This window comes from Polaromonas sp. P1_F4 (assembly GCF_056405675.1).
The window spans coordinates 899,135-911,732 of record NZ_JBFUBP010000001.1 but is presented as its reverse complement, the minus strand read 5'-3'; the positions used below and the strand labels follow the sequence as shown (position 1 = coordinate 911,732).

The 12,598-nt window shown below is 62.2% G+C and carries 12 protein-coding genes; 3 read left to right on the top strand and 9 right to left on the bottom strand.

Annotation, left to right across the window (positions count from 1 at the left end; translation table 11 throughout):
• The first annotated feature begins 39 nt into the window (after positions 1-39).
• Positions 40-2,319 (top strand): protein kinase domain-containing protein, encoded by a 2,280-nt coding sequence (locus AC1DYQ_RS04275; RefSeq protein WP_477685708.1) that lies wholly within the window; start codon positions 40-42, stop codon positions 2,317-2,319.
• A gap of 112 nt (positions 2,320-2,431) precedes the next feature.
• Here the strand turns inward: AC1DYQ_RS04275 and AC1DYQ_RS04270 are convergent, their stop codons facing one another.
• On the bottom strand, positions 2,432-3,178 hold the full coding sequence (locus tag AC1DYQ_RS04270) for an ABC transporter ATP-binding protein (protein WP_477685707.1): 747 nt from the start codon (positions 3,176-3,178) through the stop codon (positions 2,432-2,434).
• Between the two features lie 127 nt (positions 3,179-3,305).
• On the opposite strand from AC1DYQ_RS04270, the gene AC1DYQ_RS04265 reads away from it, so the two are divergent.
• Positions 3,306-3,887 carry an arylesterase gene (locus AC1DYQ_RS04265; protein ID WP_477685864.1) on the top strand — a complete coding sequence of 194 codons (582 nt, stop codon included), beginning with the start codon at positions 3,306-3,308 and terminating at the stop codon, positions 3,885-3,887.
• Entirely contained in the window at positions 3,884-4,951 is a 1,068-nt protein-coding gene (gene mnmH, locus AC1DYQ_RS04260; RefSeq protein WP_477685706.1) for a tRNA 2-selenouridine(34) synthase MnmH, read from the top strand. The genes AC1DYQ_RS04265 and mnmH overlap by 4 nt, the downstream gene beginning before the upstream one ends.
• Positions 4,952-5,105: 154 nt before the next feature.
• Here the strand turns inward: mnmH and AC1DYQ_RS04255 are convergent, their stop codons facing one another.
• From AC1DYQ_RS04255 to hflK, 8 genes are all read right to left on the bottom strand, one after another.
• On the bottom strand, positions 5,106-5,291 hold the full coding sequence (locus AC1DYQ_RS04255; protein ID WP_457280683.1) for a hypothetical protein: 186 nt from the start codon (positions 5,289-5,291) through the stop codon (positions 5,106-5,108).
• 91 nt (positions 5,292-5,382) lie between these two features.
• On the bottom strand, positions 5,383-6,561 hold the full coding sequence (locus tag AC1DYQ_RS04250) for a PLP-dependent transferase (protein WP_477685705.1): 1,179 nt from the start codon (positions 6,559-6,561) through the stop codon (positions 5,383-5,385).
• 157 nt (positions 6,562-6,718) lie between these two features.
• A complete protein-coding gene (locus AC1DYQ_RS04245; protein ID WP_411877599.1) occupies positions 6,719-7,243 on the bottom strand; it encodes a phosphoribosyltransferase in 525 nt (174 codons plus the stop codon).
• Between the two features lie 75 nt (positions 7,244-7,318).
• Positions 7,319-8,659, bottom strand: a complete 1,341-nt coding sequence (locus AC1DYQ_RS04240; protein ID WP_477685704.1) for an adenylosuccinate synthase — start codon at positions 8,657-8,659, stop codon at positions 7,319-7,321.
• A gap of 45 nt (positions 8,660-8,704) precedes the next feature.
• Positions 8,705-9,895 (bottom strand): ATP phosphoribosyltransferase regulatory subunit, encoded by a 1,191-nt coding sequence (locus AC1DYQ_RS04235; protein WP_477685703.1) that lies wholly within the window; start codon positions 9,893-9,895, stop codon positions 8,705-8,707.
• Between the two features lie 129 nt (positions 9,896-10,024).
• The gene (locus AC1DYQ_RS04230; RefSeq protein ID WP_457280678.1) at positions 10,025-10,213 is read right to left on the bottom strand and encodes a DUF2065 domain-containing protein; all 189 of its coding nucleotides are present in this window, start codon (positions 10,211-10,213) and stop codon (positions 10,025-10,027) included.
• Between the two features lie 6 nt (positions 10,214-10,219).
• Complete coding sequence (hflC, locus tag AC1DYQ_RS04225) at positions 10,220-11,122, bottom strand: protease modulator HflC (RefSeq protein WP_457280677.1); 903 nt, start codon at positions 11,120-11,122, stop codon at positions 10,220-10,222.
• Between the two features lie 11 nt (positions 11,123-11,133).
• The gene (gene hflK, locus AC1DYQ_RS04220; protein WP_477685702.1) at positions 11,134-12,558 is read right to left on the bottom strand and encodes an FtsH protease activity modulator HflK; all 1,425 of its coding nucleotides are present in this window, start codon (positions 12,556-12,558) and stop codon (positions 11,134-11,136) included.
• Between the last annotated feature and the right edge of the window lie 40 nt (positions 12,559-12,598).

The window sequence follows — 12,598 nt, the reverse complement described above, 5'->3', positions numbered from 1 at the left end:
TTCACAGGCACCCTCAGCCCCCACGAATCGATCTCACGAATGGAAGAACCGGAAGAAACAACGCAAGCCCTGCCCGTGCGTCCCACAGGCGGCGAAGGCAAGGACGCGGCTGCGCTTCTGCCGGGGCAAACCGTTTTTGAATATCGCATCGACAAGATGCTGGGCGGCGGCGGCTTCGGCATCACCTACCTGGCGCAGGACATCAACCTGCAGCTGCCGGTAGCCATCAAGGAGTACTTTCCCGGGGACCTGGCCGTGCGTTCGGAAGACCTGTCAGTGCACGTGCGCTCAAGCGCGAACAACGGCCAGTTCAATTGGGGGCTGGAGCGCTTCCTCGACGAAGCGCGGGCGCTGGCGTCCTTTCGCCACCCGAACATCGTGCGGGTGCTGCGTTACTTCAAGCAAAACGGGACCGCCTACATCGTCATGGAGTACGAGTCCGGCGACCCGCTCAAGCGCTGGCTGGCCAGGCAGCCGGCGCTGGACCAGCAGGGTCTGCTGAAGATCATCTACCCGTTGATGGACGGGCTGGAAGCGGTGCACAAGGTGAATTTCCTGCACCGCGACATCAAGCCGGACAACATCTACATTCGCGCCGATGGCACACCAGTGCTGCTCGACTTCGGCGCCGCCCGGCGCGTGACCGGCAACCACGACATGACCAACATCGTGAGCCCTGGTTTCGCACCGTTTGAGCAGTACCACAGCAAGGGACACCAGGGGCCGTGGACGGACGTCTATTCGCTGGGTGCGGTGATGTACTGGATGACGACGGGCCACAAGCCCATGGAGTCGGCCTCGCGGGTGCGCGAGGACACCATGCCCAAGGCGGCCGATACGGCCAGCGCGGTGGTCTTCGGTGCGCCCCTGCTGCGCGCCATCGACTGGGCCATGATGCCCAACGAAACACAGCGCCCGCAGGACGTCGGAGCCCTGCGCCAGGCACTGATCAGCTCGGACTTTCTCAAGACGCAGACCATCCGCGCCGCCAACCCTTCGTCCAACACAGCCGCCATTGCCCCGGCAGCGACGGTAGCGCCGCAGACCGATACGTCAACCACAAAGACAAGCAAGCTGCTGTCCGAAAGCGCCGTGCTCGCCTACGCGGCCAATTCCCAGTCCATTCCGCTCAACAGTGCCGAAAACCTGCGCAAGAATGTACTGGGCACGATCATGTTCCTGGACCTGGTGTCCTATTCCACCTATTCGGTCGACCAACAGGTGGCACTGAAGACCCTGTTCAACGAACTCATCACCAAGGCCATCGGCGGCGTGAAGGAGTCGTCACGCATCATGATCGACACCGGCGACGGCGCGGCGATCTGCTTTCTGGGCGACCCCGAAGAGGCCCTGCAGTCGGCCCTGCTGCTGCGCGACCTGCTGGTACAAAAGTACGGCCGCAAGCTGTCCCTGAGGGTGGGCCTGCACCTGGGGCCGATCCGCATGGTGTTTGACATCAACAACCGCGTCAATGTGGTGGGCGACGGCATCAATGTAGCCCAACGCATCATGGACTTCTCCAGGCCCAACCAGATCGTGGTCTCGCGTGCCTATTACGACGTGATTTCACGCATCACCGACAGCGCCGCCAGCCTCTTCGACTACCTCGGCCCGCACATGGACAAGCATCTGCGCTCGCACGAGATCTACGCGGTGCTGGACCCGAACGCCGCACCGGCCGCGCCGATGTCCCGCAACATGGAGTTCGAACACACCGCCTCTTTTGCTGCGCTGGCGTCGCTCACCCCGGAAATCGCGCTGGAAATTGAAAACGAGCTGGCCAAGGCCATCGGGCCGCTGGCCAAGGTGCTGGTCAAGAAAGCCATCCCGCGCACGGTCAGCGCCCAGGGGCTGCGCGACCTGCTGGCCATTTCCATTCCCGATGCGACGGCCCGCGAAGCCTTCCTGAAGCCGCGCCACGCCAGCGCGACGGTGAATTCGGGGCTGCATGGCGCCAGTGGCCCATCGCGCTCTACCGGCGGCAGCAGCAGCTATAGCCGACCCATTTCCTCGACGTTTTCCCGCCCCTTGCGCTCCGACATGAGCCGGCCCCTGTCCACATCGGCAACGACATCCGGAACGACCTCGGCATCTTCCACGTCCATCAATGTGCAGAATTTCAATGCGGAGCTGCAGGCGCAGCTGGAACGCGCGCTCAGCCAGCATATCGGCCCGCTCGCCAAAACCCTGGTGCGCAAGGAAGCAGCCCGGCAGCTTACCTTTCTGGCACTGATCCACGCTTTGGCGCAGCAGATTGACCGGCCTGATGATCGCGCGAAATTTCTGGCCATCGCGCAGAAAATGCACGGCGGGCGCTGAGGGCAGCTTTTACGCCCCGCAATACGCTATGCTTTTGATAGCTGCTTGCGCCCGATGACAAAGGCCTTCAGGCCATTTCCCCTTAAGGTTTTGGCCCAGGATCTTTTCAAAATCACACCGGGCTGACGCGTCCCGCATCAATGGTGATGCGCCGCTCGCAGCGCGACGCGATGGCCTGGTCATGCGTCACCAGTACCAGGGTCGTGCCGAGTTCGCGGTTGAGTTCAAACATCAACGACATCACCGTCTCGCCGGTGGCAAAGTCCAGGCTGCCCGTAGGCTCATCGGCCAGGAGCACCGCCGGCTGCACCACAAAGGCACGGGCCAGCGCCACACGCTGCTGTTCGCCGCCCGACAACACTTTCGGGTAGTGGCCCAGCCGCTCCCCCAGACCGACACGCTTGAGCATGTCGGTGGCCAGCGAGCGTGCGTTTTTGGCGCCCGACAGCTCCAGCGGCAGCATGACGTTCTCAAGCGCCGTCAAATTGCCCATGAGCTGAAAGCTCTGGAAGACAAACCCGACCTTTTGCGCACGCAGGGCGGCCCGGTCGTCTTCGCTGATTGCAAAGATGTCCTGCCCCGCCAGCCTGACCGTGCCCTGCGTGGGCGTGTCCAGCCCTGCGATGATGGACAGCAAGGTGCTTTTGCCGGAACCCGATGCACCGACAATGGCGGCGGTTTCCCTGGGGGCCAGGGCGAAGTCAATATCGCGCAAAATGGCCAATGTGCCGGTGGAGTCGGTGACCGACTTGAAAACATGCTCAACGGAAATAATTGAAGAGGTCGGGGACGGTGCGGGCACAGCGGAAGCCGCAGCCCTGGAACCATCATTCACGCCACTCACCACGGGTTCAAACATGTCGGCCTTGTCAGGAAATATGAATTCAGACTTTACCAAGCTTGCCCTTGCGGCGGCAAAGCGTTTGCTAAAACCTTTCGGGGCGCTGCTTGTGGCCGCCGTGGTGGGTGGCGGTGCCCCGGCGGCAATGGCGCAAACGCCGGTGCCCAAAGGGGAAACCATTCTGGTGGTCGGTGACTCACTCAGCGCCGAATACGGCCTGAAACGCGGAACGGGCTGGGTGCCGCTGCTGGAAAAACAGCTTGCCGGCGAAAAGAAGACTGCCAAAGTCGTCAACGCCAGTATCAGCGGTGACACCACTTCGGGCGGCAGTTCACGCCTGCCGGCGCTGCTGGCACAGCACAAACCCGCCGTGGTGGTGATTGAGCTGGGCGGCAACGATGCCCTGCGGGGGTTGCCGCTGGACATGACCGAAAAGAATCTCATCCTGATGACCCAGGCCTCCAAAAAAGCGGGGGCACGCGTGCTGCTGGTGGGCATGCAGGTACCGCCCAACTATGGCAGCGCCTACGCGGCCACGTTTTCGGGGCTGTTCGGCAAGATCGCCAAGGCGGAAAAAGTGGCCCTGGTGCCCTTCTTTCTCAAGGGCATTGCCGACGCGGCCGACCCGGTGGCCAACTTCCAGGCTGACCGGATCCATCCGAACGAGCAGTCGCAGGCGAAGATGCTTGCCAATGTGTGGCCCGAACTGAAGAAACTGGTCAAGTGAGCCTGGACCGCATTTCTGCCGAAGAGGCGCTCCAAACGCTCGGGCGTTATTCCGGGGTGATTGACGCCCGCAGCGAAGGCGAATACGCCGAAGACCACCTCCCGGGCGCGGTGAACTGGCCCAGCCTGCGCGACGAGGAACGCAAGATCGTCGGCACCAAATACAAGCAGATCAGCCAGTTCGAAGCCAAAAAACTGGGCGCGGCGCTGGTGGCCAAAAACATCGCTGAACACATCCAGCGTGATGTGCTGGACAAACCCCGCGAATGGCAACCGCTGCTGTACTGCTGGCGCGGCGGCAAGCGCAGCGGCTCGCTGGCGCTGGTGCTGGACCAGATCGGCTTCAAGGTGACGCTGGTAGACGGCGGTTACAAGGCATTTCGCGCCGCGCTGGTGGCGGATTTGCCGCAGCTGGCCGGCCGCTTTCGCTACCGGGTGGTGTGCGGCCCCACGGGTTCAGGCAAGACCCGGCTGCTGCAGGCCCTGGCGGCCGAAGGCGCGCAGGTGCTGGACCTGGAAGCGCTGGCCAACCACCGCAGCTCGGTGCTGGGCGCCATTCCCGGCGTGCAGCAGCCCAGCCAGAAGGCGTTTGACAGCAGCATCTGGGCCACGCTGAAACGCTTTGACCCAGCCCAGCCGGTCTACATTGAAAGTGAAAGTAAAAAAGTCGGCAATGTGGCCGTGCCGGAAGGCCTGATCACCGCCATGCGGGCCAGCCCTTGCCTGCAGCTGGACCTGCCGGAGGATGAACGCGTATTGCTGCTGCTGGAAGACTATGACTTTTTTGTAAAGGACATCGCGTTCTTCTGCGAACGCCTGGGTGCGCTGACGGAAGCACGCGGCAAGGCCACGGTGCAGGACTGGCAGGCGCGCGCCCGCAGCGGCGACGTGGCTTCTGTGGTGCGTGAGCTGCTGGTCCAACACTACGACCCGGGTTACCTGCAGTCGATGCAGCGCAATTTTTCCGGGCATGCCACGGCCCGTGTGCTTTCGCCGCAGGATCACAGCACCGCAGCCATGACCGCGCTGGCGCAAGCCCTACAGGCTGAAAATTCCGCCCCCTGAAACGACAAACCCGGCTGACCTTCACAGGTGTTGCCGGGTTTTTGATTGCCTGCCGTTTTTTTGGCTTTTTTGCGTTTTGTTGCTATCAAATCAATAGCTGCTTGCGCTTTTCCATCAAGGGCTGCAGCCTTTTTTCATCAAGAATCGGGGAGGCTCAGGGGGCCGGGTCTACAGGTGGAAGGCCACCGGGCGCCTCACCGTCGACATCGGGCGTATCGGTCCCGTCGTCAGCGGCATCGTCCGGCTTGCCCTCTGCCTTGCGCTTGAGCTTTTCTTCTTTTTTGCGTTTTTTCGCAAGCTCTTTCTGGCGCTTTTCGTAAGAGTAATTGGGAGTTGCCACTGCGTGCTTTCGTGAATAGGTAACCCTTACTGTACTGCATTGCCGTCACGGCATCACCTGGCTTTTGATGCAGTTTTTGATCCGGCTTTTATCAGGCCTTTTCCAGCGCTTGGGCAATGTCCGCCTGCAGGTCCGCTACGGCCTCCAGGCCCACCGAAAAGCGCACCAGCCCCCCCTTGTACGGCCATGGCGTGGTGCGAAGGGCCGGTATGTCGTACGGTGCGCACAGGCTCATGGGGCCTGCCCAGCTGTAGCCCAGTTTGAAGAGCTTGAGGCTGTCACAAAAGCGGTCCACCCGGTCCTGCGTGAACTCCGGCTTGAAGACGACACTCATCAGGCAGGCAGCGCCCGTGCTGTCGCGTTTCCAGGTTTCATGGCCAGGCGAGCCGGGCAAGGCCGGGTGAAGCATGGCCGCGATTTGCGGCCGGGTTTGCAGCCAGCCGGCCAGCTCCCGCGTCGCGGCATCCTGGGCGGCATAACGCAGGGCCATGGTGTTGAGGCCGCGCAGCACCAGTTCTGTATCGTTGCCGCCCACGCCATAACCCACGCGCATGTGGCAAAAATGGACCAGGTGGTGCAGCGCCTCGTCGCGCGTGACGACGGAGCCCATCAGCACATCGGCACCACCGCTGGGGTATTTGGTCAGGGCCTGGACCGAAATATCGAGCCCCAGGTCAAACGCATTGAAAGCCAGGCCGGCGCCCCAGGTGTTGTCGAGTGCGGTCACGATGCCGGCGGGATGCGCATTCTGGTGCGCCTTGACCGCGGCGACCAGCGCCGGCATGTCGGGAAACTCCAGCGTGATGGAGCCCGGCGCTTCGATCCATACCAGCCGGGTTTTGGGGCCCAGCTTGGCGGCGAGGTCTGCGGGGTTCATCGCGTCGTAGAAGCGGTGGGTGATGCCCCAGGCGGCCAGTTCGCCCTGCGCGAAGCTCTTGTTGGGCCCGTAGGCGTTGTCGGGAATCAGCAGCTCGTCGCCGGCCTTGAGCAGCGCCATGCCCACCAGCACCACCGCCGCCAGGCCACTGGGCACCAAGGTACAGTACTTGCCGCCTTCCAGGGTCGCGATGCGCTCTTCCAGCGTGAAGGTGGTGGGGGTTCCGTGCAGGCCGTAGGTATAGCCGGTCTTGTGCTTCCAGTCGCGGCTGCGCAGCGCGGCGACGGTCGGGAATGCAATGGTGGAGGCTTTGTAGACCCCGGGCGGGATTGCGTCAAAGCCGGCGGGCGGCTTGTAGGGGTGATGGATCAGGGTGGTGGATGTTTCGCTCATCCTCGGATATTAACGGCAAGCCCAGAGACCTGAAGAGCAGTAGAACAAAGCCACCCTCTCCCATTCAAGCATGAGCCGCGGGACTGGCTTTGCCAGACCGCAGGCGGGCGGCCCCCTCGGGGGGCAGGGAGCTACACGAAGTGAGCGACCGTGGGGGCTAAATCTTCCACTTCGCCATCAACTGCGCGGGTGACAGCGAGTCGTAGCCTTCAAAAGGCTGGTGGATCCATGGATTGGTGGGCAGCAACTCGACCGAGTAGTCGGGCTGGAAAGTGGAGACGCCCTTGGTCCAGATCACCGCACTGCGCAGCTCGGTGATGGGTTTGTAGTTGTTCTTCAGCTGGTGGATGACTGCGTTGAGCGTGTGGCCCGAATCGGCCAGGTCGTCGACCAGCAGCACCTTGCCCGCGATCTCGCCCTTGGGCGTGGTGATGAAGCGGGCGATGTCGAGGTTGCCCTGCGTCATGCCGGCGTCGGCGCGGTAGGAGCTGGTGGACATGATGGCCAGCGGTTTGTCGAAAATGCGCGACAGGATGTCGCCGGGGCGCATGCCGCCGCGAGCCAGGCACAAAATGGTGTCGAACTGCCAGCCGGACTGGTGGATTTTGATGGCCAGTTTTTCAATCAGGTTGTGGTACTCGTCGTAGCTCACATAGAGATGCTTGCCGTCTTCTGTCAACATGAATTACTCCTGATTTGATAGCTGCTTGCGCCCGTCCCTATTGGGTCAGGCGGCTATTTTTCTAAAATTTTTCGGCTAGGCAGCGTAGGGGTTACGCAGCAAAATGGTGTGATCCCGGTCCGGGCTGGTGGAAATCATGTGGATCGGCACGCCGGTCACTTCTTCGATGCGGTGCAGGTATTTCTGCGCGGCAGCCGGCAGTTTGTCGTACTCCGTAACGCCCACGGTGCTCTGGCTCCAGCCCGGCAGGGTCTCGTAAATGGGTTTGCAGCGCTCGATCTCTTCAGCGCCCATCGGCAGGATATCGGTGATGTGGCCGTCAAGTTCGTAGCCGGTGCACAGCTTGAGCTCATCGATGCCGTCCAGCACGTCAAGCTTGGTGATGCACAAACCCGAGAGGCCGTTGACCTGGGCCGAGCGCTTGAGCAATGCGGCGTCAAACCAGCCACAGCGGCGGCTGCGCCCTGTGGTCACGCCTTTTTCGGCACCCACAGTGCTGAGGTGGTAGCCCACCGTGCCGGGTTTTTCCCAGTCGAGTTCAGTCGGGAAAGGACCACCGCCCACGCGCGTGCAATAGGCCTTGGTGATGCCCAGGATGTAATGCAGCATGCCCGGGCCGACGCCGGCGCCTGCGGCGGCGTTGCCGGCCACGCAGTTGCTGGAGGTCACATAGGGATAGGTGCCGTGATCGACATCGAGCAAGGTGCCCTGCGCGCCTTCGAACAGCAGGTTGGCACCGGCCTCGTTGGCATCGTTGAGCTCTCGCGAGACGTCAGCCATCATGGGTTTGAGCAGTTCGGCGTGACGCATGGCTTCGGCGTAGACGGTGTCGAAATCGACTGCCGGCGCATGCAGGTAGCCGGTCAGCACGAAATTGTGCAGGTCCAGCAGCTCGCGCAGCTTGGCGGCAAAACGGTCGGGATATTTGAGGTCCTGCACGCGCAAGGCCCGGCGGGCAATCTTGTCTTCATACGCGGGGCCGATGCCACGGCCGGTGGTGCCGATCTTGGTCGTGCCGCCCTTCTCGCGGTAAGCCTCGCGCGCGACATCCAGCGCGACGTGAAAAGGCAGGATCAGCGGGCAGGCCTCGCTGACGCGCAGGCGCGAGCGCACTTCGACGCCGGCTTTTTCCAGCCCTTCAATTTCTTCGAACAATTTGGCGGCCGACAGCACCACACCGTTGCCGATATAGCACTTCACGCCGGGGCGCATGATGCCGCTGGGAATCAGGTGCAGCGCCGTTTTCACGCCATTGATGACCAGCGTGTGGCCGGCATTGTGGCCGCCCTGGAAGCGCACCACGCCTTGCGACATCTCGGTCAGCCAATCGACCAGCTTGCCCTTGCCTTCGTCGCCCCACTGGGTGCCCACGACCACGACATTACGGCCCGCGGCTGCGGTTTGTTTGTTTGTCATCTTCAATTCTCGTTAAGGTTTCGGGATAAAGCCGGGCGCAGGCCCTCAAGCGGCTTTTTTAAGGGGCTGGACCACCCATTGACCGGCAGCGTTTGCCAGTTCGCGGTCACAATCAAACTCATTGACTTCATGTTCGTGGCCGGGCAGCACGCAGGCCACGGTTTCGCCGCCCGCACGCAGGCGGGCGATGGCGGCACGCAGGCCGGTATCTTCCCCCCAGGGCGCACGGATGGCGGCCTTGAGGGCCCGGGGTGGCAGCACACTGACCAGCTCTTTGAGGTCAAGGCTGAAGCCTGCTGCGGGCCGGTTGCGGCCGAACACGGCACCGACTTCGTCATAGCGGCCGCCGCGCACCAGTTCGGCGCCCTGCCCGTAAATGGCAAAGCGGGTGCCGCTGTAATAGGCGTAGCCGCGCAGATCGGCCAGATCAAAACTGACCTTGACATCGCCTTTTTCACCCCTGGTGTGTGCGGCCAGCCATTTCAGGTTTTGCAGCGCTGCTTTCAGGCCCGTTGAGGGCGGCAGGACTTTTTCCGCTTCGGCCAGCACTTTCTCGTCACCATAAAGCTGCAGCAACGCCTTGAGGCCTTCGCGCGCCGCAGCCGAAATGCCGTCCTTGAGGCTGGCGATCAGGCTGCCGAGCTCGCTCGCGTCCTTGGCTGCCAGCGCGGCATGGATGAGCGCCAGGGTTTTGCCATTGACGGTGGTGCCGGCCAGCAGGCTGTTGACGATGCGGACATCCGCCATGTCCACGCTCAGTTCAGTGACGCCGGCCGCCTTGAGGCCTTCCAGCGCCAGCTGCTGGGCTTCCAGGTCTGCCTCCAGGCCGGCATGGCCATAGATTTCCGCGCCAAACTGCAGCGGTTCACGGGTGGCATGAGGCCGGTCGGCACGGGTGTGCAGCACCGGGCCGCAATAGCAAAGACGGGCAACACCGCTGCGGTTGAGCAAATGTGCATCAATGCGGGCGACCTGGGGCGTGGTGTCGGCACGCAGGCCCAGCGTGCGACCGGAGAGTTGGTCCACCAGCTTGAAAGTCTGCAGATCAAGCGCCTCGCCGGTGCCGGTCAGGAGCGACTCGAGGTGCTCCAGCAGCGGCGGCATGACAAGCTCATAGCCATAGCTGCGGGCGGTGTCGAGGAACAGACGGCGCAGCTCTTCGATGTGGCGCGCCTCGGAGGGCAGGACATCGGCAATTTGATCGGGCAATTGCCATGATGACGACCAGGCGGGCATTGTGATTTTCGTGGGCTGTTAAAAACAGCATTTTACCGGGCTTGAAGCGGGTTTTCGGCCCGCTGGAGGCCCAATGACGCGCTCAGGCGGAAATACCTGCCAGTGGCCGGCTTGGCAGGGGAGGCGCAATCAGGCTAGCACAGCCAGCAGGATCAGGCCCGCCGCAATGCTGCACAAGCCGAAGAAGCGGATCTGGCCGTTGCCCAGAGTGAGAATCTGCTCGAACATGCGGCGCCAGCCGCCGGGAGAGATGAAAGGCAACAAGCCCTCGATGACCAGCATCAGGGCCAGCGCCATCCAGAAGGTGTTGCCGTCCACGCCGGCTTATTTTTTGGCGGGTGCGGCGTTACCGGAGCCTGGGCCGCGCATCGCCTTGAAAAAGTCGGACGAAGGGTCAAGAACCATCACGTCGCTCTTCTTGTTGAAGCTGGCTTTGTAGGCATCGAGGCTGCGGTAGAACTGAGCGAACTGCGGGTCGCGGCCGAACGATTCGGCATAGGTGCGAGCGGCTTCGGCATCGCCCTCGCCTTTGACCTTTTGCGCATCGCGGTAGGCGTTGGCGATGGTGACTTCTCGCTGGCGGTCGGCGTCGGCACGGATTTTTTCGCCTTCTGCCAAACCGGTAGAGCGCAGTTCATTGGCCACGCGCTGGCGCTCCGCAACCATGCGCTTGTAGACAGAATCGGTGATGGCTTCCACATAGTCCACGCGCGTGATACGCACGTCGACCACGTCCACGCCCCAGGGCTGCGCACCCTGCACGGCTTGAAGCACTTCCCGCTTGACGTCGGCCATCAGGGCTTCGCGCTTGAGCGAAAGCAGGTCCTTGACGGTACGTTTGTTGATCTCTTCCTGGAAGGCATTGCGCACCACGCGGTTGAGCTGGTTGGCGCCGGTTTTTTCGTCCAGGCCGACGTTGCGGATGTAGTCGGTGGGCTGGATGATGCGCCAGCGCACGTACCAGTCGATCACGACACGCTGCTTTTCTGCCGTCAGCATGGGTTCGGCGTCAACGCTGTCGAGCACCAGCAGGCGCTTGTCGATGTAAGAGACGTTCTGGAACGGCGGCGGCATCTTGAAATGCAGGCCCGGTTCAGTGACCACATCCTTGATCTGCCCCAACGCATAAACCACGCCGAACTGCCGCTGGTCCACCACAAAAAGCGTGGAGCTGAGCAATGCCAGGATCACCAGCAACGAAGAAATGATAAATCCAACTCTATTCACGATCGTCTTCCTTAGCGTGTTTCACGATCGCGCGTGCGGGAAGCATCGCGGGAGCGGGCATCGAGGGGCAAGCTGGAAACCGGCGCGGCAGGCACCGTTGGCGAAGACGCTGCGCCGGGAGCCAGCGCGGGCTCTGCGGTACTGCCAGCATCACCCTGCGCCGTCATCTGCATGATTTTGTCCAGCGGCAGGTATAGCAGGTTGGAGCCCTGACGGGACTCGACCATTACCTTGGTCACACTGGAGTAGACCTGCTGCATGGCGTCGGTGTACATACGGTCACGGGTCACCTGTGGCGCCTTCTGGTATTCGGTCAGCACCGAACGAAAGCGCTGGGCATCACCCTGTGCCTGGGCCACGATTTTGGCTTTGTAGGCTTCAGACTCTTCCTTGAGGCGGGACGCGGAACCCACGGCACGCGGGATCACATTGTTGGCGTATGCCTGGGCCTCGTTCTTGGCGCGTTCGCGCTCCTGGCCGGCCTTGAGCACATCGTCAAACGCTGCCTGCACCTGCTCGGGGGGGCGCACACCGCTCTGTTGAAGGTTGATGCCGACAACTTCAACGCCGACCTTGTAACGATCGAGGATGGTCTGCATCAGAGCGCGCACGCGTGGCCCGATCTGGTCACGCTCTTCCGCCAGCGCCAGGTCCATCTTCATTTTTCCGACCACTTCACGGACGGCTGTTTCGGCAGCTTGAACCACCGCCGCTGCAGGGTCCTTGCTTTCAAACAGGTAGGCGCGCGCGTCGTTCAGACGGTACTGCACAGCAAACTTGATTTCAACGATATTTTCGTCTTCAGTCAGCATGGCCGAGTCGCGCAGGCCCGTTGCCTTGATGATGACATCACGGCCGACGTCCACTGAACGGATCTGCGTGACCACAACGATTTCGTGGCGCTGCACAGGATACGGGAGCCGCCAGTTGAAGCCCGCGCCCACGGTGGAGTGGTATTTTCCGAACTGGGTGATGACGGCCTGCTGGCCTTCCTGGACGATGAAAAACCCGGTGCCCAACCAGATCAACACTGCGACACTGGCAATCAGTCCGACGCCGATGCCGGCACTCTTCATGTCGGGCTGAAAGCCGCCGCCACTGCCGCCGTTGTTTCCACCGCCATTGCCGCGGCCAAATCCACCACGGTTGGGGTTGTTCTTGCCACCGCCAAAAAGGCCGCCAAGCTTGCGGTTGAAGTCGCGCCAGAGTTCATCCAGGTCGGGTGGGCCCTGGTTGGGCCCCTGCCCCTGCGGACGGTTGGCGGGCCGGGTCGGTTGCTTGTCCTCCCGCGGAGCTTCGGGCTTGGCATCGTCAGAAGACGGTTTGTCGTCATCCCGGCCCCAGCGCGGATCATTGAGGTTGAACATGCCTTGGGCGCGTTGCTTGAGCCGGCCTGGCAAGCTCGTCAAGGTCTGCAGCACGGGGTTCAGATTCATGGGATCAAACTCACTTTTTTTCATTACACCGACATTGTGC

What these genes read in the sequence shown, in the direction of transcription:
- AC1DYQ_RS04275 (WP_477685708.1), top strand. Translation starts at nt 40, where the DNA reads ATGGAAGAACCGGAAGAAACAACGCAAGCCCTGCCCGTGCGTCCCACA.
- AC1DYQ_RS04270 (WP_477685707.1), bottom strand. Translation starts at nt 3,178, where the DNA reads ATGTTTGAACCCGTGGTGAGTGGCGTGAATGATGGTTCCAGGGCTGCG.
- AC1DYQ_RS04265 (WP_477685864.1), top strand. Translation starts at nt 3,306, where the DNA reads ATGGCGCAAACGCCGGTGCCCAAAGGGGAAACCATTCTGGTGGTCGGT.
- AC1DYQ_RS04250 (WP_477685705.1), bottom strand. Translation starts at nt 6,561, where the DNA reads ATGAGCGAAACATCCACCACCCTGATCCATCACCCCTACAAGCCGCCC.
- AC1DYQ_RS04245 (WP_411877599.1), bottom strand. Translation starts at nt 7,243, where the DNA reads ATGTTGACAGAAGACGGCAAGCATCTCTATGTGAGCTACGACGAGTAC.
- AC1DYQ_RS04240 (WP_477685704.1), bottom strand. Translation starts at nt 8,659, where the DNA reads ATGACAAACAAACAAACCGCAGCCGCGGGCCGTAATGTCGTGGTCGTG.
- AC1DYQ_RS04235 (WP_477685703.1), bottom strand. Translation starts at nt 9,895, where the DNA reads ATGCCCGCCTGGTCGTCATCATGGCAATTGCCCGATCAAATTGCCGAT.
- hflK (WP_477685702.1), bottom strand. Translation starts at nt 12,558, where the DNA reads ATGAATCTGAACCCCGTGCTGCAGACCTTGACGAGCTTGCCAGGCCGG.